Annotated in this window: 18 protein-coding genes; 11 read left to right on the top strand and 7 right to left on the bottom strand. The window is 66.9% G+C overall.

All coding sequences use genetic code 11. The features are described from left to right. Position 1: 1 nt before the first annotated feature. Positions 2-1,162: an LPS export ABC transporter permease LptF gene (gene lptF, locus VGV41_RS09485; RefSeq protein WP_326863561.1), complete on the bottom strand. Its 1,161-nt coding sequence runs from the start codon at positions 1,160-1,162 to the stop codon at positions 2-4. Between the two features lie 361 nt (positions 1,163-1,523). Between lptF and VGV41_RS09480 the strand changes: the two genes are divergently transcribed. The 3 genes from VGV41_RS09480 (at position 1,524) to VGV41_RS09470 (ending at position 4,230) form a co-directional block, all read left to right on the top strand. After that, positions 1,524-3,020 (top strand): leucyl aminopeptidase, encoded by a 1,497-nt coding sequence (locus VGV41_RS09480; RefSeq protein WP_326863560.1) that lies wholly within the window; start codon positions 1,524-1,526, stop codon positions 3,018-3,020. 7 nt (positions 3,021-3,027) lie between these two features. Beyond that, positions 3,028-3,483, top strand: coding sequence for a DNA polymerase III subunit chi (locus VGV41_RS09475; protein ID WP_326863559.1), 456 nt, complete (start codon positions 3,028-3,030; stop codon positions 3,481-3,483). A 108-nt stretch (positions 3,484-3,591) separates the two neighbouring features. Next, entirely contained in the window at positions 3,592-4,230 is a 639-nt protein-coding gene (locus VGV41_RS09470; protein ID WP_326863558.1) for a hypothetical protein, read from the top strand. On the opposite strand, the gene VGV41_RS09465 is transcribed toward VGV41_RS09470, so the two are convergent. From VGV41_RS09465 to VGV41_RS09455, 3 genes are all read right to left on the bottom strand, one after another. After that, positions 4,231-6,099, bottom strand: coding sequence for an ABC-F family ATP-binding cassette domain-containing protein (locus tag VGV41_RS09465; RefSeq protein ID WP_326863557.1), 1,869 nt, complete (start codon positions 6,097-6,099; stop codon positions 4,231-4,233). It lies immediately after the preceding gene. 578 nt (positions 6,100-6,677) lie between these two features. Continuing rightward, positions 6,678-7,754, bottom strand: coding sequence for a tartrate dehydrogenase (locus VGV41_RS09460; protein ID WP_326863556.1), 1,077 nt, complete (start codon positions 7,752-7,754; stop codon positions 6,678-6,680). Positions 7,755-8,585: 831 nt separating this feature from the next. Beyond that, positions 8,586-9,110 (bottom strand): DinB family protein, encoded by a 525-nt coding sequence (locus VGV41_RS09455; protein WP_326863555.1) that lies wholly within the window; start codon positions 9,108-9,110, stop codon positions 8,586-8,588. 126 nt (positions 9,111-9,236) lie between these two features. Here VGV41_RS09455 and ndk point away from each other — a divergent pair, with 126 nt between their 5' ends. The 3 genes from ndk to VGV41_RS09440 all read left to right on the top strand — a co-directional run bounded on the left by ndk (position 9,237) and on the right by VGV41_RS09440 (position 12,770). Beyond that, positions 9,237-9,659, top strand: a complete 423-nt coding sequence (gene ndk, locus VGV41_RS09450) for a nucleoside-diphosphate kinase (protein ID WP_326863554.1) — start codon at positions 9,237-9,239, stop codon at positions 9,657-9,659. A gap of 107 nt (positions 9,660-9,766) precedes the next feature. Then, positions 9,767-10,534, top strand: coding sequence for a TerC family protein (locus VGV41_RS09445; RefSeq protein ID WP_414705083.1), 768 nt, complete (start codon positions 9,767-9,769; stop codon positions 10,532-10,534). Positions 10,535-10,640: 106 nt separating this feature from the next. Continuing rightward, positions 10,641-12,770, top strand: a complete 2,130-nt coding sequence (locus tag VGV41_RS09440; RefSeq protein WP_326863553.1) for a molybdopterin oxidoreductase family protein — start codon at positions 10,641-10,643, stop codon at positions 12,768-12,770. Positions 12,771-12,871: 101 nt separating this feature from the next. On the opposite strand, the gene VGV41_RS09435 is transcribed toward VGV41_RS09440, so the two are convergent. The 3 genes from VGV41_RS09435 to purM form a co-directional block, all read right to left on the bottom strand. Beyond that, complete coding sequence (locus VGV41_RS09435) at positions 12,872-13,315, bottom strand: DoxX family protein (RefSeq protein ID WP_326863552.1); 444 nt, start codon at positions 13,313-13,315, stop codon at positions 12,872-12,874. Positions 13,316-13,439: 124 nt separating this feature from the next. Then, entirely contained in the window at positions 13,440-14,093 is a 654-nt protein-coding gene (gene purN, locus VGV41_RS09430; protein ID WP_326863551.1) for a phosphoribosylglycinamide formyltransferase, read from the bottom strand. 148 nt (positions 14,094-14,241) lie between these two features. Further along, on the bottom strand, positions 14,242-15,315 hold the full coding sequence (gene purM, locus VGV41_RS09425) for a phosphoribosylformylglycinamidine cyclo-ligase (RefSeq protein ID WP_326863550.1): 1,074 nt from the start codon (positions 15,313-15,315) through the stop codon (positions 14,242-14,244). Between the two features lie 131 nt (positions 15,316-15,446). Here purM and VGV41_RS09420 point away from each other — a divergent pair, with 131 nt between their 5' ends. From VGV41_RS09420 to ppx, 5 genes are all read left to right on the top strand, one after another. After that, positions 15,447-15,992, top strand: a complete 546-nt coding sequence (locus tag VGV41_RS09420) for a CDP-alcohol phosphatidyltransferase family protein (RefSeq protein WP_326863549.1) — start codon at positions 15,447-15,449, stop codon at positions 15,990-15,992. After that, a complete protein-coding gene (locus VGV41_RS09415; protein ID WP_326863548.1) occupies positions 15,989-17,104 on the top strand; it encodes an AI-2E family transporter in 1,116 nt (371 codons plus the stop codon). Before VGV41_RS09420 ends, VGV41_RS09415 begins: the two co-directional genes overlap by 4 nt. Then, the gene (locus VGV41_RS09410) at positions 17,101-17,787 is read left to right on the top strand and encodes a chromosomal replication initiator DnaA (protein WP_414705082.1); all 687 of its coding nucleotides are present in this window, start codon (positions 17,101-17,103) and stop codon (positions 17,785-17,787) included. The genes VGV41_RS09415 and VGV41_RS09410 overlap by 4 nt, the downstream gene beginning before the upstream one ends. 117 nt (positions 17,788-17,904) lie before the next feature. Beyond that, a complete protein-coding gene (locus VGV41_RS09405; RefSeq protein ID WP_326863547.1) occupies positions 17,905-20,121 on the top strand; it encodes an RNA degradosome polyphosphate kinase in 2,217 nt (738 codons plus the stop codon). Then, positions 20,057-21,640, top strand: coding sequence for an exopolyphosphatase (gene ppx, locus VGV41_RS09400; protein WP_414705081.1), 1,584 nt, complete (start codon positions 20,057-20,059; stop codon positions 21,638-21,640). The genes VGV41_RS09405 and ppx overlap by 65 nt, the downstream gene beginning before the upstream one ends. Positions 21,641-21,650 lie beyond the last annotated feature (10 nt).

The following is a 21,650-nucleotide window of genomic DNA, read 5'->3' as shown; positions in this document are numbered from 1 at the left end:
CTCACTGCGTGGCGAAACGCGCCGTCAGGCGCTCGGTGGCAACCGCGATCCAGCGTGACAGGAACGCCGGCGGTTCAAGGATGAGGCCGCGCCGGATCACCAGGTAGCCGAATACGAACGAGGCGATGACCGCGATGTACGGCACCGCCAGCATCCACGGCATATTGGCGCCGAACACCGTGGCGGCGAATCCGATGAGGCGCACCACGCCGACTCCGGTCACGGCGCCGAGCAGGGACATGGTCCGGCTCTGACGTGTCGTACGCGGCGCGCCGAGGTAGGCGAAGGCGATCACGACGAAGGCAAGCGGATAGAGCGGCGCCATCAGCCGGTCATGCAGCTCAGCGCGGAACTGCCCCGGTTGCTCGCGATAGAACTCGTCCTTCGGATCGGGAAACAAAAGCTGCCAGAGATACCGCTCGCGGATCGAATACTTCACCGCCTGCGGTCCGCCCGAAAACTGCGACAGGTCGAAGGCGTAGCGGTCGAAAGCCACCATCGTCGGTTCCTGCTTGCTCGGTTCGCGCCGCTGGATGACGCCGGTCTGCAGCACCAGGAACGTGCCGTTCGAATTGTCGACGAGCTCGCCGGTTTCCGACAGCACGCTCAGGCGCTCTTTCGGATTGCGCCGGTCGTCGAGGAATATCCCGACCAACTGGCCGTTCGGACGGCGCTCGCGGATGCGGATGGTCACGCCGCTTTCGAGCGAGGTAAAGCGGCCGGGCTGCAGGATCGTGCTCACCACGTTGGCGCGCACCTCGGTGAGCCAGTCGCGCAGCATGCGCAGGCCCTGCGGCGCGAAGTAGGCGCTGATCGCCGTGACCATGATGGCGACGACGATGGCGACGTTCATGAAGGCGCGGAACAGGATCCAGGGCGACATGCCCGCCGCATTCATGACGATGATTTCGGAATCGGTGGATAGTTTGTTGAGCGTGTGCACGACGGCGATCAGCAGCGCGATCGGCGCGATGACGAGGACGAGCAGCGGGATGATCAGGCCTGTGATGCCGACGAAGACGAGCACCGACTGACCCTGGCTCGTCATGATGTCGACGTCGTGCAGCGCCTGGGTGACCCAGATCACCGCCGTCAGACTGATCAGCACGACCAGGAACGCAGCAAACGTCGTGCGGAAGATATAGCGGCTGATGGACCTCATCCGCGGCGTCGTCCCCCAATCCGGCAAGCCGGCGTGCCGCCCGACTCCCCAGTCGGACGCGCGACACTGAATTCTAACCCAAAGCGCCGCTCCCCGGACCCTTGATCGGCCCACAAAGTGGCCGGGCAAAGGCAGGACGCGGTCGGTATGCACAACGAAAAGTTAAGGCAGGGCCTTAGCTTAGACCCACGTCGTGCCCGTGCCGAACGATTCTCGCAAGCGAATTGCGGGTAAAATACAACGTATGCGTGTTATGCCGCGGGTGGGCTACTCGAAACGATCCGATTTCAGGCTGGCAGCGCTACGCAGGGCGCGTCATAAGGCGGCGAGGCGATGCCAGCGACAGTTCGAGGAGCCCTGGATGACCAATGCCGTGAAGCTTGGATTTGGCCCGTTGAGTGCCCCGGCCAAGGGCAGTCTGGTCGTCTTCTGCGATGATGGGCTGAAATTCGGTCCCGCCACCCGCAAGCTCATCGGCGCGGCGGCCGATCTCGTGCAGCGCGCCGCCAAGAGCGAACGCTTCACCGGCAAGGCCGGCTCGAGCCTCGATCTGATCCATCCGGAGGGGCTCAAGGTCGCCCGCCTGCTTGTGGCCGGGATCGGCAAGCGGAGCGAGCTCAAGGACTTCGTCAGGCTCGGCGGCGCCGTCATGGGCAAGTTGCCGAAGGCCGCCAGCGAAGCCACGTTCGTGGCCGAACTGCCCGACGGGCCGCTCGACGCGCAGCAGGCCGCGGATCTGGCGCAGGGCGCGCGGCTGCGCGCCTACACGTTCGATCGTTACAAGACCAGGCGCACGAACGACGACGCGAAGGGCGACAAGCGCAGTCTCACCGTGGCGGTCGCCGATGTCGCCGCCGCGCGGCGCGCTTACGGCGCGCGCGAAGCGGTCATCGACGGCGTGCTGATGGCGCGCGATCTGGTCAATGAGCCGGCCAACGTTCTCTATCCGGCGGAGTTCGCGCGCCGCACCGGCGTCTTGAAGAAGGCCGGCGTCGCCGTCGAGGTATTCGACGTCAAGGCGATGGAGAAGCTCGGCATGAACGCGCTGCTCGGCGTCGGGCAGGGCTCGGCGCACGGCAGCCGCATGGTGGTCATGCGGTGGAACGGCGGCAAGAAGGGCGAGGCGCCGGTCGCCTTCATCGGCAAGGGCGTCTGTTTCGACACCGGCGGCATCTCGATCAAGCCGGCGGCGAGCATGGAGGACATGAAGGGCGACATGGCGGGCGCGGCCTGCGTAGTTGGACTGATGCAGGCACTGGCCGCGCGCAAGGCCAGGGTCAACGCCGTCGGCCTCGTCGGGCTGGTCGAGAATATGCCGGACGGCAACGCGCAGCGCCCCGGCGACATCGTCAAATCGATGTCCGGACAGACCATCGAGATCATCAACACCGACGCGGAAGGCCGCCTCGTCCTCGCCGACGTCGTCTGGTATGCAGCACAGCGCTTCAAGCCGAAATTCATGATCGATCTGGCGACCTTGACCGGCGCCATCATCGTGGCGCTCGGGCAGGAATATGCCGGCATGTTCGCCAACAATGACGAACTCTCCGCGCGGCTCACGACCGCGGGCGAAGAGACCGGCGAGAAGGTCTGGCGCATGCCGCTCGCCGCCGAATACGACAAGATGATCGATTCCAAATTCGCCGACGTGAAGAATACCGGCGGCTCGCGCTGGGGCGGCGCCATCACCGCGGCGCAGTTCATCAAGCGCTTCGTCGACGACAAGATCCCGTGGGCGCATCTCGACATCGCCGGCACCGGCTTCGACTCGCGGCAGAACGACGTCAACCGCAGTTGGGGCTCCGGCTGGGGCGTGCGCCTGCTCGACCGGCTGGTGGCGGATCACTACGAGCGCTGATGGCATCATGACCGAGGTTCTCTTCTACCACCTGCAAGGCGGCCAGCGGCTCGACGGCGTGCTGCCGACGCTGCTCGAACGCTCGCTCGAGCGCGGCTGGCGCGTGGTGGTGCAGGGCGCTTCGGAGGAGCGCATGGAAGCGCTCGACGCGCATTTGTGGACCTATCGCGACGATAGTTTCCTGCCGCACGGCACCTGGCGCGAGACGGAAGCGGCCGAGCAGCCGATCCTGCTGGCCATGACAGAGAGCAATCCGAACGGCGCCAGCGTCCGCTTCCTCATCGACGGTGCGCCGCTGCCGCCCGACGCCGAGGCGTACGAGCGCGTCGTGCTGGTGTTCGACGGCGATGACGATGACGCCGTCGCGGCCGCACGCGCGCAATGGACTGCAGCGAAGGAGCGGGGCTTTGAAGCGACCTATTGGCAGCCGGACGACAGCGGCCGCTGGGTCAAACGGGCCTGAGATGCGCCTGGACGGCTTGCCGCCTGCCTTGCTGATGACGCAAAATCCGTCTTAACGGACAAGCAGATAGACTTCCCGGGGGAATCCGTTTTGCTGAATTTCCGACCTTTGACCAGAAAAGCGCTGATCTGCGCCGCTGCCCTCGCGCTCGCCGGGTGCTCCGCGTCGAAAATTTTCGACGACAAGAACGAGGGCGGGTTCTTCTCCAAGCCGATCGACCTCTTCAGCAGCCCGGATTGGGCGAAGCCGACGACGACGAGCGTCCAGTTGGGTCCCACCGGCCCGGTGAGCCCGGAGGACCTGGTCGGCCCCGACGGGCAGTGTCCGCCGGCGCCGCCGGCGCCGGCACAGGCGTCCGCGCCGGCCCCGGCGCCCGCCACGGAGGCGTCAAAGGCCGGCATCGGCTTCGAGGGCGGTCTGGAGTCGCCGGGCGCAGGCGGCGCCGCGGCGCCGGCGTCGACCGGGATGGGCGGTATCGCGCTCGGCATGACGGAGTGCGACGCCGTGCGCCGCGCCGGCACGCCGAGCAATGTGGCGATCAGCTCCGGCGCGGGCGGTCAGCGCCGCGTCGTGCTCACTTACCTCAGCGGCACCTGGCCGGGGATCTACACGTTCACCGGCGGCCGCCTGAAAGAGATCGATGCCGCGCCGGAGCAGTCGAAGCCGAAAGCACCGCCGAAGAAGCGCAAGGTCAAGCGCGCCAAAAGCGCGCACAGTTCGTCCACGGAACGCGAGTACGTCCGGTAGTCACGCGCTTTCGAGCGCGTGACTGGCGGTGAGCCATTCCTCTTCCGCTGCCGCAATCGCCGCCGCCGTGTCGGCGCGCGATTTGGCGATCGCCGCCGCCTTCGCCGCATCGCGGGTGAACAGGCTGCCGTCGGCGAGCGTGGCGTCGAGCTTTTCCAATTCCTTCGTCAGCCGCGCGATGTCGGCTTCCGCCTTCTGCACGCGCTTGCGCAACGGTGCGGTCTCGACGCGCTTGTCGGCGGCCGCCTTGCGCGCCTGGGCGCGGTCGGATTGCGGCGTGGCCTTTTCCGACGCGGCTTTGCCGCCGCGCTCGCTCAGCACGAATTTCACATAGTCGTCGAGATCGCCGTCGAAGGGCGTGACGCGGCCGCCCGCCACCAGCCACAGCCGGTCGGCGCAGGCTTCCAGCAAATAGCGGTCGTGCGACACCAGTATCACCGCGCCGGGATATTCGTTGATCGCCTCGATCAAGGCCGCGCGGCTGTCGATGTCGAGATGGTTGGTCGGCTCGTCGAGGATGACGAGATGCGGCGCCTGGAACGTGGCGAGCGCGAGCAGCAGCCGCGCCTTCTCGCCGCCGGACAGGTTCTTCACCGCATTGTTGCCGGCGTCGCCGGAAAAGCCGATGGCGCCGACGCGGGCGCGCACCTGCGCCTCCGGCGCGTCGGGCATCAATTCGCGCACGTGATCGTAGGGGCTTTCCTCCGGATCGAGTTCGTCGAGCTGGTGCTGCGCGAAGTAGGCGACCTTCAAATTCGCCGCGCGCGTGACAGTGCCCTGCATCGGTTCGAGCCGGCCGGCGATCAGCTTCACCAAAGTCGACTTGCCGTTGCCGTTGGCCCCGAGCAGGGCGATGCGGTCGTCATTGTCGACGCGCAGCGTGAGCTTCGACAAAACGGCGCGGCCGTCATAGCCGACGGTGACGCCGTCGGCGGCGATGATCGGCGGCGACAGCAGCTTGTCAGGCGCGGGAAAGGTAATCTCGCGCACCTCGTCGACGGTGAGCGCCGCGATCGGCTCCATCTTCGCCAGCATCTTCAGGCGCGACTGCGCCTGGCGCGCTTTCGTCGCCTTGGCGCGGAAGCGGTCGACGAAGGCCTGCAGGTGCTTGCGCTGCACCTCCTGCTTCCTGATCGCCTTCTGGTCCAGCACCATGCGCTCGGCGCGCTGCTTCTCGTAAGCCGAATAGCCGCCGCGCCATAAGGTCAATTTCTGCTGCTCGAGGGCGAGGATGTGCTGCACCGAATGATCGAGCAAATCGCGGTCGTGGCTGATGACGATCAAGGTCGCCGGATAGCGGGCGAGGTGGTCCTGCAGCCACAAGGTGCCTTCGAGATCGAGATAGTTGGTCGGCTCGTCGAGCAGCAAGAGGTCGGGCTGCGCGAACAGAGCGGCGGCGAGCGCGACGCGCATGCGCCAGCCGCCGGAAAACTCCGAACAGGGACGCTGCTGGTCCTCGTGCGAGAAGCCCAAGCCGGCAAGGATCGCGGCGGCGCGCGCCGGCGCCGCATGCGCGCCGATGTCGGCGAGGCGCGTCTGGATCTCGGCGATGCGGTGCGGATCGGTGGCGGTCTCGGCTTCGGCGAGCAACGCCGAGCGCTCGCGGTCGGCCTTGAGCACGACCTCGACCAGCGGCTCTGGCCCGTTCGGCGCCTCCTGCGCGAGGCGGCCAATGCGCCAGCGCGGCGGCAACGTGACGTGGCCGCTCTCGGCGGCGTAGTCGCCGGCGATGACGTTGAACAGCGTCGACTTGCCGGTGCCGTTGCGGCCGACCAAACCCACGCGCGCACCCTCCGGGATGCGCACGGACGCATCCTCGATCAGCGTGCGGCCGGCGATGCGGACGGTGAGGTCGTCGATGATCAGCATGGGCGCGGGTTGTGACGGAGAAGGGTTGACGATGCAAGCCATCCACGCGGCCGCATCGGTTTGAATTTCCTTCGTATGATTTTCAGCGCCGCGTCTTGTTGGCTGACGGCAAATATGGCAGCGTTTTCTTTCCTCGACCGTCCCACGCCATGAGAGAACAGATGAAACGCTTCATTGTTATCTTATCGTTCCTTCTACTGTTCGGTTTGCAATCCACCCTCGTATCAGCCGCGGTCACTACTCAACGCATTGGCAGTACATCTCCGATCACATTTGTTGCATCCAAATGTTGGCTACAAGGTGGGAACCCGCATGATAGTTGCAATCGTCCATGGTGGGCGTGCATTGCTGAGGTTAAGCGAGTGCACGGCAACTTTGCACCGTCGCTCAACGCAAAGTGCGATCAGGCGCGCCGCCAATGCGAGGCCAGACTTTGTAAGTAACCGCCTGAGGAAGGCGCGGCGAGGGCGCGGGGATGCAAGATTCGCCGTCATCCTGAGGTGCTCGGCGCGACAGCGCCGAGCCTCGAAGGATCTCTGAGCCACAGGTCCTTCGCGACCTCAGGACGACGGGAGAGATCAAGCGAGCGCCTCCGCCACCGCCTTGCCGCACTCGACCGTGTTCGCCGGACCTTTCAGGTCGCGCGTGCGCAGTTTCTCCTGCGTCAGCACGGTCTCGATCGCCTTGACGATGGCCTTGGCCGCGTCGTGCTCGCCGACATGGTCGAGCATCATCGCGCCCGACCAGATCTGGCCGATCGGATTGGCGATGCCCTGGCCGTAGATGTCCGGCGCCGAGCCGTGCACCGGCTCGAACACCGACGGAAATTTGCGCTCCGGATTGATGTTGCCCGACGGCGCGATGCCGATGGTGCCGGTGCAGGCGGGCCCGAGATCGGACAGAATGTCGCCGAACAGATTGGAGGCGACGACGACGTTGAACCAGTCCGGGTTCATGACGAAGCGCGCGGTGAGGATGTCGATGTGGAACTGGTTCCACTTCACGTCGGGATAGTTCTTCGCCATCTCCTTCACGCGCTCGTCCCAGTACGGCATGGTGATGGCGATGCCGTTCGACTTGGTCGCCGAGGTGAGATGCTTCTTCGGCGTGGCGCGGGCGAGTTCGAACGCGAACTTGAGCACGCGGTCGACGCCGATACGGCTCATCACCGTCTCCTGCACCACGACCTCGCGGTCGGTGCCGGGGAACATCTTGCCGCCGATCGCCGAATACTCGCCTTCGGTGTTCTCGCGCACGACCCAGAAGTCGATGTCGCCCGGCTTGCGGCCGGCGAGCGGCGAGGGGACGCCCGGCATCAGCCGGACAGGACGCAAATTCACGTACTGATCGAACTCGCGGCGGAACAGGATCAGCGAGCCCCACAGCGAGATGTGGTCGGGGACGCGGTCGGGCATGCCGACGGCGCCGAAATAAATGGCATCGTGCTGGCCAATCTTGTCCTTCCAGTCCTCCGGCATCATGCGGCCATGCTTCTCGTAGTAGTCGCAGCTGGCGAAATCGAAATGGTCGAGCTGCAGCGCGAAGCCGAACTTCTTCGCCGCCGCCTCGAGCACGCGCAGGCCCTCGGGCACGACCTCCTTGCCGATGCCGTCGCCGGGAATGACGGCAATGCGGTGGACGCGATTGGTGGCCATGGGGGTTTCCTCTGCGCAGACGTGTTGTTGTGAGACGCCTTCAACCATTCCGTTCAGGTCGGCGCAAGCCTGTCGCGAGGACGGCGCGTGAGAAGCAGACGCGCGTCATCGCCCGTATTCTTTGGTCGGCCCCGGGCAGGCCGTCATTCCCTTGTCTACTTCTCGTCTCCCCGAGGGGAGCGGAGCGCCGGCAGACGCGGAGGGGTGCGAACCCTCCGGTGGGCGGTTGGCGAAACACGCCCGATGGGACGTCTTACGAGCGTCCCGTTCCTCCTTGCGATCGGAGGAACGCGCCTCCCGGCGCTCCACTTGCGGCGTTCTGCGACAAGGACGGGCCGCGCTTTCGAGAACGTGGACCAGCCACGCCTGTCAGCCAGCTCCTGGCGGCAGGTCCTAATGCCTGCGAGCGGAGCCCCGCCATCGCCCGAGTGCTTCGGGATACGTTTCCCCGAAGCCCGCGGCGCCGCATCAGTCGACGGCGGGGTTTCCCCGTGGCGCCGACCCGGCGAGGTCCGGCCGTATCTCCGGCCTTCTCCTCGCCGCTGCTCCGTCTTCACGGCGTCCCATGACGACGCCCCTCGAAGAGCAGGATGGGCCTACAATAGGCATATCAGCCTAGTAGGTCAATAGTCCGCAGAAAAGAATTTGTGCTCTTCTAATCCCTCCCCTGGAAGGGGAGGGTGGCTCCGCGCGCAGCGCGGAGACGGGTGGGGTCACGTCGCAATTCAGAGCACCCCCACCCGGCGCGCAAGAGCGCGCCACCCTCCCCCGCAAGCGGGGGAGGGATAAGAAGAGGCCCTTCGCGGCCTGCACCTCAGCCTGACGCCGACCTCACACCATCGACGTCAGCCCGACGCCCGTCTCGCGCTGGTAGATGATCAGGTCGAAGCTGGGCGTCGCGTCATTGCCGACGATGGACGACAGGAGCGCGTGCGCCTGGCCGCGGTGGTGGGTCTGGTGGTTGAAGAAATGATCGAGCGCCGGCATCAGCGGCTGCTCGATGGTCTGCGGCCGCACCACGGTCGTATAGCGCAGCGCGCCGTTGAGGTCGGCGTCCGACAGCCGGTCGATGTAGCGGGTGATCAGCGTGTCTTCCTTGCGCCGCGCCGCGCGCAAGGCCTCGAAGTCGTCATAGAGGATGGCGTCGAGCGAGGGCGGCTTCGGACCGACGCCGGTGAAGCGGCGCATCCAGATGCGGTCGCCGACCAGCAGGTGGTTGAGGGTACCGTGCAGCGACTTGAAGAAGGCGCCGCGGTCGGCGCGGTAATCGGCGTCGGACACCGTGGCCGCGGCGGCATAGAGCCGCTCGTTGCACCAGGCGTTGTAGCCGGCGAACATCCGATAGCGCGATTTCATGGGTCCTCCCGGCCCGCGGCGCGATCTTGCCGCCCCGGGGACCTCCCGGTATAAGCCGCCGCAAATCAGCCGTTCCAACGATTTTCGGTCAACCGACCGATCAATTCCACTGAAGGGATGTCCACGATGGCGCTCGAGCGCACCTTTTCGATCCTCAAACCCGACGCCACCGAGCGCAACCTGACCGGCGCGATCAACGCCATGATCGAGAAGGCGGGCCTGCGCATCGTCGGCCAGAAGCGCGTCCGCATCACCAAGGAACAGGCGCAGCGCTTCTACGGCGTGCACAAGGAACGGCCGTTCTTCGGCGAACTCGTCGAGTTCATGACCTCCGGTCCTGTCGTCGTGCAGGTGCTGGAAGGCGAGAACGCGATTGCCAAGTACCGCGAGGTGATGGGCGCGACCGACCCGGCGAAGGCCGCCGAGGGCACCGTCCGCAAGGTGCACGCCAAGTCGATCGGCGAGAACTCCGTGCACGGTTCGGATTCGCCGGACAACGCCAAGATCGAGATCGCCCAGTTCTTCTCGGAGAACGAGATCGTCGGCTGAGGCGGTTCCGCCGCCGCCGATCCTGAGGCAGTCTGTTACGGCCCGTTCCCGATCACCGGGGGCGGGCCGTTCGTCTGTCTAGGGCGTTATCGGATCGGGGAGGGGACGTGCACAGTTTCAGCGACATTCTCGATCCGGCCGGCTGGAGCGCCATGCTCGCCGCGGCCTGGGTCGACATGGGCCGCGCGGAGTTCTGGACCGCGCTGGCCAAGATCGTGTGGATCAACATCCTGCTGTCGGGCGACAACGCGGTCGTCATCGCGATGGCCTGCCGCGGCCTGCCGGCGCGGCAGCGCGTCTGGGGCATGGTGCTCGGCGCGGGCGTCGCGGTCGTCCTGCGCATCCTGTTCACCGGCGTCGTCGCGTCGCTGATGCTGCTGCCGTATCTCAAGATCGTCGGCGGCGTCTTGCTGTTCTACGTGGCGGCCAAGCTCCTGGTGCCCGACGATTCCGATCGCAATGAGACCGAGGCGGTGCAGCATCTGTGGCGCGCCGTCCGCATCGTCGCGCTCGCCGACATCATCATGAGCCTCGACAACGTCATCGCCATCGCGGCGGCCGCCGACGGCCGCTTTGCGCTGCTGGCGATCGGCCTGGCGCTGTCGATCCCGCTGATCGTCGCCGGCGCGGCGCTGATCATGTCGCTGCTCGACCGGTTCCCCATCCTGGTCTGGGCCGGCGCGGCGCTGCTCGGCTGGATCGTCGGCGAGGTCATCGCCACGGATCCGGTCATCGCCGGAACCTTGCACGCCGCCTACGACGCGGGGACCGTGACGGTCGTCGACTATGTCGCGGCGGCTGTCGGTGCCGTGCTGGTCCTGACGGTCGGCGGTCTGTGGCGGCGGGCGAAACGGCCGCAGGAGAGCCCGGTCTAGGAACTGTCATGGCCGGGCTTGTCCCGGCCATCCCGATCAGGGAGGCAGTGCCTTTCTAATCGGGGTCACCGGGACAAGCCCGGTGACGACAACTATAATCCCGGCCATGAATCAAACCGTGCGGCTCACCGACGGCAAGCGGATCGGCTATTCCGCCTGTCCGCACGATTGCCCGTCGACCTGCGCGCTCGACATCGAACTCGTCGACGACCACACCATCGGCCGCGTGCGCGGCTCGAAGGACAACGACTACACGGCCGGCGTCGTCTGCGCCAAGGTCGCGCGCTACGCCGAACGCGCCAATCATCCGGATCGGCTGCTGCATCCGCTGCGCCGTGTCGGACCGAAAGGCTCCGGCCGCTTCGAGCGCATCTCGTGGGACGACGCGCTCGACATCGTCGCCGAAAAATTCAACGACGCCGAGCGGGCCCACGGCGCCGAGAGCGTGTGGCCGTATTTCTATGCCGGCACGATGGGGCTGGTGATGCGCGACGGCATCAATCGCCTGCGCCACGTGAAGAAGTATTCGGGCTTCCATTCCACCATCTGCGTCAATCCGGCCTACACCGGCTTCGCCGCCGGCGTCGGCCGCATCGCCGGACCCGATCCGCGCGAGATGGCGAAATCCGATCTGGTGGTGATCTGGGGCTCGAATGCCGTCAACACGCAGGTCAACGTGATGACGCACGCGACGCGCGCGCGCAAGGAACGCGGCGCGAAGATCGCGGCGGTCGACGTCTACATGAACGGCACCATGGAGCAGGCCGATCTGCCGGTGCTGGTGAAGCCGGGCACCGACGCCGCGCTCGCCTGCGCGGTGATGCACTGCCTGTTCCGCGACGGCTTCGCCGATTGGGACTATCTCGACACGTACACCGATGCGCCGCGCGAACTGGAAGCGCATCTCAAATCGCGCGATCCGGCCTGGGCCTCGGCGATCACCGGCACGCCGGTCGACACCATCGAGGAATTCGCCCGGCTGATCGGCGAGCGCAAGCGCGCCTATTTCCGCCTCGGCTACGGCTTCTCGCGCTCGCGCAACGGCGCCGTCTCGATGCATGCGGCGAGCTGCATCGCGGCGGTGACCGGCGCGTGGCAGTACGAAGGCGGCGGCGCCTTCCACAACAACGCCGACATCTACAAGCTCGACAAGCGCACGATCGAGGGGCTCGACGCTTTCGATCCGACGGTGCGCATGCTCGATCAGTCGCGCGTCGGCGCGATCCTCACCGGCGACCGCGAGGCGCTGTTCGGCGGACCGCCGGTGACGGCGATGATCGTGCAGAACACCAATCCGGTATCGGTCGCGCCCGACCAGACGAAAGTGAAGCAGGGCTTCGCGCGCGAGGATCTGTTCGTCTGCGTGCACGAACAGATGATGACCGAGACGGCGCAGGTCGCCGACGTCGTGCTGCCGGCGACCATGTTCACCGAGCACGACGACATCTATCGCGGCGGCGGCCATCAGTACCTCATCCTCGGGCCCAAGCTGGTCGAGGCGCCGGGCGAATGCCGCGACAACCATTTCGTCATCTGCGAGCTGGCGAAGCGCGTCGGCGCGACGCATCGCGGTTTTGAGATGACGTCGCGCGAGCTGATCGACGAGATGCTGCAGGTGTCGAAGCGCGGCACGCTCGCCGAACTCGAGGCGAACCGCTGGCTCGACTGCCAGCCGCCGTTCCGGCAGTCGCATTATCTCGACGGCTTCCCGTGGCCGGACGGCAAATTCCGCTTCAAGCCGGACTGGAAGACGGTGCCGTTCCGCAGCCCGTATCTGTCGGGGCCGGTCGAGCGTCTGCCTGCGCTGCCGGATTACGTGCCGACCAGCGAGGCTGCCGACGCCGCGCATCCGTTCCGGCTGGCGACGTCGCCGGCGCGCGGCTTCCTCAATTCCACCTTCAACGAAACGCCGACCTCGCTGGCGCACGAGAAGCGGCCGACGGTGATGATCCACCCCGATGATGCGGCCGCGCTCGGCATCGCCGAAGGCGACAAGGTTGTGCTCGGCAATACGCGCGGGCAGGTGCGGCTGCACGCCCGCCTGTTCGACGGCGTGCGGCGCGGCGTGCTGATCGCGGAATCGATCTGGCCGAATGCCGCCTACGAGGACGGCTGCGGCATCAATTCGCTGACCGGCGCCGATCCGATCGCGCCGTACGGCGGCGCCGCCGTGCACGACACCAAGGTGTGGGTGCGGCGTTCCCCGGATGCTGCGCAGCATGGAGCGCACGCGTAATGCTGCGCTGCTGATCCGGGGGGGCCGGTTGGTCTCAAGAAAGCGCGGGCCCGGGTCTGCAGCGCACCGCTATCGCGCTGCGCTGCGCCCGGGACAGGAAATCAGAGTTCCTTGCCGATCATGCGATCGACGGAGTAGGGGCCGCCGCCGCGGAGCGCGATGGCCAGGAAGATGATGCCCCACAGGAAAGTGAATTCCATGCGGCCCCAGCCGTGCGGCATCATCACTATGAAGGCGATGACCGCCATCTCGATGGCGATTGCGGCGGCAAAGAAACGCGTGAACAGGCCGATGGCGACGCAGAGGGCGCCCAAGCTCTCCAGGGTGATGGCGCCGTAGGCGAAGGCGGTGGCCGGCTCGAAGCCGGACCGCGCCATCGAGGCGGTGATGGCGGCGACGCCCGCGTGCAGCTTTCCCCAGCCGTGGGTGACGAGGATGGCACCGGCCGCGACGCGGATCAGCGGATACCAGAGGTCCGATGTCGCGTTGTAAAATCCGGCCAGGCCCGGAAAGATCAACGCCGGTTCGCCGCTGCTTCTCTGCATTTCAACCCCTCATTGAATGGACTCCGCCCCGGCAGAGTCGCGATCGGACACTACAACACCGCCCGGGGTGCCAATATTCATTGCTTCGTGATCGCCCGGCGCGAAGTTTCAATTTATGTAGATTTTAGTCGAGCGGGACGATGAGAGCGGTATGCGGCGCGGCGGCTTTCGCAATGCGGCAACGATTGCCCGCGACGCTGACGCGTCCTTCCGCCACGAGCCGCAACGCCAGCGGGTAGATGCGGTGTTCCACCGCAAGCACGCGCGCCGCCAGCGCGGCTTCGGTATCCTGGTCATGGACGGGAACCGCGCCCTGGGCGACGATCGGGCCGGAATCCATCTCCGGCACCACGAAGTGCACCGTCGCGCCGTGCAGTTTCACCCCAGCCTCCAGCGCGCGGCGGTGGGTGTCGAGCCCCTTGAAGGAGGGCAGCAGCGCCGGATGGATGTTGAGCATGCGCTGCGGCCACTGTGCGACGAACCACGGCGTCAGCAGCCGCATGAAGCCGGCCAGGCAGACGAGTTCGATGCGGTGCTGGACCAGCACATCCTGCAACGCGCGCTCGAAGGCGGCGCGGTCCTTGCCGAAGGCGCGGTGATCGACGGTTGTCGTGGCGATGCCTGCGGCGGACGCGGTGGCCAGCCCGCCGGCGTCCGGCACATTCGACACGACGAGAGCGATTTCCGCCGGATAGTCGGCGCGCTTCGCGGCCTCAATCAGCGCCGCCATGTTCGAGCCGCGGCCGGAGATCAGGACGGCGACACGCGTGCGGCTCATGTCGGCCTCTCTTCACCTCTCCCATAGGGAGAGGTCGACGCACGAAGTGCGGCGGGTGAGGGGTTACAGCATCTCCACGTCAGGAACCCCCTCACCCCAGCCCTCTCCCCGCAGGGGAGAGGGAGCCCTCTGTGCCGGTGGCGAGTCATCAGCTTTGGAGATCGAGCGCGCCGCGATAGACGACGCGCTCGTCGCCTTCGGCGCGGATGACGTGGCCGAGCTCGACCACCTGTTCGCCGCCGCCTTTGAAGGCGTCGGCGACGCGCGCGGCGTCCTTTGCCGCAGTGACGACGATCATGCCGATGCCGCAGTTGAAGGTGCGCAGCAGTTCGTTCTGCGCGATCGTGCCCACGGCGGCGAGCCACTTGAACACCGGCGTCACCGGCACCTGGCCGAGATCGATGCGCGCGCCGAGGCCCTTCGGCAGCACGCGCGGGATGTTGTCGGGGAAACCGCCGCCGGTGATGTGGGCGAGGCCCTTCACCGCGCGGGTCGTCCGGATCGCAGCGAGGCAGGATTTCACGTAGATGCGCGTCGGCGTCAGGATCGCTTCGCCGAGCGACTGCTCGGGCGCGAACGGCGCCGGCGCGCTCCACGGCAGGCCGCTCTTCTCGACCACCTTGCGCACCAGCGAATAGCCGTTCGAATGCACGCCGGAGGAAGCGAGGCCGAGGATGACGTCGCCCTCGGCGATATCGTTACGCGGCAGGATGCCGTCGCGTTCGGCGGCGCCGACCGCGAAGCCGGCGAGGTCGAAGTCGTCGCCGGCATAGACGCCGGGCATCTCGGCGGTCTCGCCGCCGATCAGCGCGCAGCCGGCGTCCTTGCAGCCGGCGGCAATGCCGGCGACCACGGCGGCGCCGGTCTCCGGCGCGAGGCGCCCGCAGGCATAGTAGTCGAGGAAGAACAGCGGCTCGGCGCCCTGCACGACGAGGTCGTTCACCGACATGGCGACGAGGTCGATGCCGATGGTCTCGTAGCGGCCGGTGTCGATGGCGATCTTGACCTTGGTGCCGACGCCGTCGGTCGCCGCCACCAGCACCGGATCCTTGAAGCCGCAGCGCTTGAGGTCGAACAGGCCGCCGAAGCCGCCGATCTCGGCGCCGGCGCCGGGGCGGGCGGTGGCGCGCACCAGAGGCTTGATCAGGTCGACCATCCGGTTGCCGGCGTCGATGTCGACGCCCGCCTGCGCGTAGGTCAATCCGCGCTCGTCTTTCGCCATGGCGGCCCTCGTTTGCGTGGGGGTCGTACGTTGGAATCGCAAGTCGTGCAATGGCCCCAAGGCCGCTATATTCTGCCGGTTAATCGAGCGGCCGGCCTGCGGGTTGGGCTGCTTCAGAAACCGGGTCACCTTTGAGCATTCCGAACCTCATTACGCTGGGACGTATCCTCCTGGTTCCGATCGTCGTTTGGGCGATCTCCTCCGGGGCGATGTGGATCGCTTTCGTGCTGTTCCTCGCCGCCGGGGTGAGCGACGCCGTCGACGGCTTCCTCGCCAAGCATTACGGCATGACCACCGTGCTCGGCGCCTACCTCGATCCGCTGGCCGACAAGGCGCTGCTGGTCTCGATCTATGTGACCCTGGGGGTCAACGACCTCTTGCCGCGCTGGCTGGTCATTTTGGTGGTCTCGCGCGACGTCATGATCGTCGGCGGCGTCATGCTGTCCTGGCTGGTCGGCAGCCCGGTGAAGATGCAGCCGCTGATCGTGTCCAAGCTGAACACGGTGGCGCAGATCGTGCTGGTCTGCGTCGTGCTCGGCTCGCTCGGCTTCCACCTGTCGCTGGGGATCGCGACCCAAGTCCTGATGTACCTGGTGGCGGCAACCACGCTACTCTCGGTGGCGGCCTATCTCACGGGATGGATGCGCCACATGAACGCGGCTACGGCGAAACAATGAATCCGCTGACGCCGGCCACGCTTGTTCCCGATCCGCGCGGACGCGACGGCATCCGCCGGCAGGTGATGTTCTGGCTCGGCGGCTTCGCCGTCATCGTGCTGGTGCTGTGGCTGCTCAGCGACATCCTGCTGCCCTTCATCATGGGCCTGGCGATCGCCTATCTGCTGACGCCGCTGACCGACCGCATGGAGCGGCACGGCGTCAACCGCCTGGCGGCGGCGCTGCTGATCATCACCGTCGTCGTGATGCTGTTCGTGCTGCTCGTGCTCTTGGTGGCGCCGGTGCTCGGCGGACAGCTCGCTTCGTTCATCGACAACATCCCGCTCTACGTCAGCAAGCTGCGCGCGCTGATGACCGATCCGAGCCGGCCCTGGCTGCAGAAGCTGCTCGGCGTCGGCTTCAACACCGACAAAGGCATCAGCGACCTGGTCAGCCAGGGCGTCGGCTATCTCACCTCGTTCCTCAAATCGCTGTGGTCGGGCGGCCGCGCGCTCGTCTCGCTGTTCTCGCTGCTGGTGGTGACGCCGGTCGTCGCCTTCTACCTGATCTACGACTGGCATCGGATGATCGACAAGGTCGACAGCTGGATCCCGGTCAAGCAGCGCGACACCGTGCGCGGGCTGGCGCGGGAGATCGATGCCGCCATCGCCGGATTCGTGCGCGGGCAGACCGCGGTCTGCATGGTGCTCGGCTCCTTCTATGCGGTGGCGCTGACGCTCAGCGGCCTGAACTTCGGCCTTCTGCTCGGTCTCATTTCCGGACTGATCACCTTCATCCCCTATGTCGGCTCGATGACCGGGCTGGTGCTGTCGCTTGCCGTCGCGGTGGCGCAGTTCTGGCCGAACTACACGTCGATCCTGACGGTGCTCGGCATCTTCCTGTTCGGCCAGTTCCTCGAGGGCAACGTTCTCTCGCCCAAGCTCGTCGGCGAGAGCACCGGCGTGCATCCGGTGTGGCTGATCTTCGCGCTGCTGGCCTTCGGCTATCTGTTCGGCTTCGTCGGCCTGCTCGTCGCCGTGCCGCTCGCCGCGACCATCGGCGTCCTCGTCCGCTTCGCCCTCACGCGCTATTTGCAGAGCTCGCTCTATACCGGCGAGGATGCAAGCGCATGACGATGTCATTCGGTCCGCGTCAGCTGGTGCTCGCGCTCGACCACGCGGTGAGCTACGCGCGCGACGATTTCCTTGCCGGTCCGTCGAACGCGGCGGCGCTGGGGCTGGTCGAGCGCTGGCCCGACTGGCCCAATCGCGTGATGGCGCTGGTCGGGCCGGAAGGTTCGGGCAAGAGTCATCTCGCGGCGATGTGGGCGGAGATCTCCGGCGCGCGCGTGCTCGCCGCCAATCTCCTGAGCGAAGAGACGTTGCCGACCGCGCTCGCCACCGGTGCGCTGGTGCTTGAGGATCTCGAACCGGAGGGGCTCGACGAGCGCGCGCTGTTTCATCTCATCAATATGGCGCGGGAGGAGGGGGCTTACGTGCTCATCACCGTCCGCACGCCGCCCTCCGCCTTCAAGGTTGCGATCCGCGATCTCGGTTCGCGGCTGCGGGCGCTGCCCGCGGTCACGCTGAGTGCGCCCGACGATACGCTGCTGCGCCTCGTGATGGTCAAGCTCGCCGCCGACCGCCAGATCGCGCTCGATCAGGGCGTGGTCAATTACGTCGCCAACCGCATCGAGCGCTCCTTCGCCGCCGCCCGCGCCGCCGTCCTGCGGCTCGACGAGGAGTCGATGCGGATGCACCGGCCGGTGACCCGGGCGCTCGCCGCCGAGCTGTTCCGCGAGGACGCGGGCGCCTGACGAAGACGAAACCATTTCGGTGGTATTGGCTTGACGCATGGGGGGCCCGGAGGGCGAACTGTCATCCGGACGCCATGAAACCCGGCTACCCCCGGTGCTTCAGGCAGGATTCTGAGCATGACGCCGCGCGGCCAAGCTGTTGCAACTGCTGAGGAAACGGCTGTCGAGCCGGCGCCGGCCACCGCCGCGCCGCCCGCCGCCGGGGACCTGCGCCAGAGCCCGGGCCGCTTCATCAACCGCGAACTGTCCTGGCTGCACTTCAACCGGCGTGTGCTCGAGGAGGCCGCCAACGAGCACCACCCGGTGCTCGAGCGGGTCCGCTTCCTCTCGATCTCGGCCAACAACCTCGACGAATTCTTCATGGTGCGCGTCGCCGGCCTCAAAGGGCAGGTGAAGCAGGGCATCACCACGCCGAGCCCGGAAGGGCTGACGCCGGGCGAGCAACTTGTCCGCATCGGCGAGGCCGTCGCCTCGCTCGCCAGCGATCAGCAGAAGCGCTGGCTGGAGCTGCGCGCCGAGCTCGCCGGCAAGGGCGTGACTTTGGTCGATGCCGACGACCTCAAGAAGGCCGAACGCGCCTGGCTGGAAGAGCACTTCCTCACCCACGTTTTCCCGCTGTTGACGCCGCTGGCCATCGATCCGGCGCACCCGTTCCCGTTCATCCCCAATCTCGGCTTCTCGCTCGCGCTGCAATTGTCGCGCGGCAAGGACGGCAAGGCGATGAACGCGCTCATCCGCATGCCGCAGAAGATCGACCGCTTCATCCGGTTGCCCGGCAGCGGCGACCAGGTGCGCCTCATCACGCTCGAGGGCGCGACCTGCGTGTTCATCGGCCGCCTGTTCCCCGGCTACAGCGTGAAGGGGCAGGGCGCCTTCCGCGTCATCCGCGACTCGGAAGTGGAAATCGAGGAAGAGGCGGAAGATCTGGTGCGGCTGTTCGAGACGGCGCTGAAGCAGCGCCGCCGCGGCTCGGTGATCCGCCTCGAGATGAACACGTCGATGCCTGCGGAATTGCGCAACTTCGTGCAGCGCGCCTTCGCGGTCGCCGACGACGAGGTGTTCCTTGTCGACGGCGTGCTGGCGCTCAACGACCTGTCGCAGCTGACGCGCATCGACCGGCCCGACCTCGAATTCGTGCCGTACAATCCGCGCTATCCGGAACGCATCCGCGACCATGGCGGCGACTGCTTCGCCGCCATCCGGCAGAAGGACCTGATCGTCCACCACCCTTATGAATCGTTCGACGTGGTGGTGCAGTTCCTGCAACAGGCGGCGCGCGATCCGAACGTGGTCGCGATCAAGCAGACGCTCTACCGCACCTCGGCGGAGTCGCCGATCATCAAGACCCTGGTGGAAGCCGCGGAGGCTGGCAAGTCGGTGACCGCGCTGGTCGAGCTCAAGGCGCGCTTCGACGAGGAAGCCAACATCCGCTGGGCGCGCGACCTCGAACGCGCCGGCGCGCAGGTCGTCTACGGCTTCATCGAATTGAAGACGCACGCCAAGCTGTCGCTGGTCGTGCGCCGCGAGGCCGGCGCGCTGGCGAGCTACGTGCACGTCGGCACCGGCAACTATCATCCGGTGACGGCGCGCATCTACACCGATTTGTCCTTCTTCACCGCCGATCCCGTGATCGCCCGCGACGTCGCGCGCATCTTCAACTACATCACCGGCTACGCCGAGCCGGGCGAGCTCGAGGCGATGGCGATCTCGCCGATCATGCTGCGCAAGCGCATCCTCGACCACATCGCGCAGGAGATCGCGCACGCCAAAGCCGGCCGGCCGGCGGCGATCTGGATGAAGATGAACGCGCTGGTCGATCCCGGCATCATCGACGCGCTGTACGAGGCCTCGCGGGCCGGCGTCGCCATCGACCTCGTCGTGCGCGGCATCTGCTGCCTGCGCCCGGGCGTGCCGGGCCTGTCCGAGAACATCCGCGTCAAGTCGATCGTCGGCCGCTTCCTCGAGCACGGCCGCATCTACTGTTTCGGCAACGGCCACGCGCTGCCGCACGCCAACGCCTCGATCTACATCTCGTCGGCCGACATGATGCCGCGCAATCTCGACCGCCGCGTCGAGGCCTTGTGCCCGATCCTCAATCCGACGGTGCACGAGCAGGTGCTCGGGCAGATCATGGTGGCGAACTTCAAGGACAACGAGCAGAGCTGGAAGGTCTTGCCGGACGGGTCTTCGACGCGCATAAAGGCGGCGCCGGGCGAGGAGCCCTTCAACGCCCACAAATACTTCATGACCAATCCGAGCCTTTCGGGCCGTGGTAAATCGCTCAAAGAATCGTCGCCCCGCAGCCTCATCCGTCAGCTCTCGCGCGAAGCGTAAAGCTCCGCGCCGCCGCGGTCCTGCGCCGAAAGGGCGCCTCGATCACGGCCCGCCGATCGCCGTCATCGACATCGGCTCGAACTCGGTCCGCCTCGTCATCTACGAAGGCCTGACGCGCGCACCGACGCCGATCTTCAACGAGAAGGTGCTCGCCGGTCTCGGTCGGCAGGTACAGACCACCGGCCTGCTGGCGCCGGAGGCGATCGAGACGGCGCTGTCGGCGCTGCGCCGCTTCCGCGCTCTGTGCGACGTGCTGGAGGTGCAGCGCATCTGGGCGATCGCCACCGCCGCCTGCCGCGACGCCGACAACGGCGAGGCCTTCATCGCGGCGGCCGAGAATATCTGCGGCGTGCGCATCGATATCCTCTCCGGCAAGCGCGAGGCGCAACTGACCGCGCTCGGCGTCGTCTCCGGCATCTACAAGCCCGACGGCATCGTCGGCGATCTCGGCGGCGGCTCGCTCGAGCTCGTCGACGTGCGCGGCGACCGCGTGCGGAAAGGTTTGACGCTGCCGCTCGGCGGCCTGGCGCTGCAGGACATTGCCGGTAAGTCGATCAAGAAGGCGGAAGCCTTCGTGCAGGACAGCCTGTCCGGCCTCGACATGCTCAGGCTCGGCCGCGACCGCACCTTCTATGCCGTCGGCGGCACCTGGCGCGCGCTGGCGCGGCTGCACATGTGGCAGACCGGCTATCCGTTCCACGTCATGCATAATTACCGCATCCCGGCGCGCGAGGCGCTCGAGTTCTCGCGGCTGGTGCATCGCGTCGACACCGAGACTTTGTCGAAGATCGAAGTCGTCAACGCCGCCCGTAGGCCGCTGCTCGCTTACGCGGCGCTGGTGCTGGAAAACCTCGTGCGCAAGATCAAGCCGCGCGACGTGGTGATCTCCGTGCTCGGCGTGCGCGAAGGGCTCCTGTACGAGCTGCTCGGCCAGCGCGAGCGCGACAGCGATCCGCTGGTCACGGCGGCGGCCGAGCTCAATCTCTTGCGCTCACGCTCGCCGCGGCACGGCGAGGAGCTGATCGACTGGACCGATCGCTTCATCGCTTCGTCGGGTCTCGACGAGACGCCCGACGAGGTGCGGCTGCGCCACACCGGCTGCCTGCTCGGCGACATCGGCTGGCGCGCGCATCCGGACTATCGCGGCGAGCAGTCGATGAACCTGATCGCGCACGGCGCCTTCGTGTCGATCGATCATCCGAGCCGCGCTTATCTCTCGCTGGCGGTGTTCTTCCGCCACGTCGGGCTCAACGAAGAAGAACTCTCGCCGCGCCTGCGCGAACTGGCGACGCCGCACATCCTCGACCGCGCGCGCGTGCTCGGCGCGGCGATGCGCGTCGCCTACATCCTCACCGCGGGCCATGACGGCGTGCTGCCGCACACGCCGATGCGCGTGAAGCGCGGGCGGCTGACGCTGCATCTGCCGGGGCAGTTCGCCGGACTGGCGAGCGACCGGCTCGCCGGCCGCCTGCGCCAGCTCGCGCGCCTGGTCGGCCGCGAGCCGGCGTTCGAGTTCTGAGGCGCACGGC

It is taken from the genome of Pseudolabrys sp., assembly GCF_035943735.1.
Classification (GTDB): Bacteria; Pseudomonadota; Alphaproteobacteria; order Rhizobiales; family Xanthobacteraceae; genus Pseudolabrys.
The sequence above is the reverse complement of the archived record's forward strand: the minus strand, read 5'-3'. Positions and strand labels throughout refer to the sequence as shown.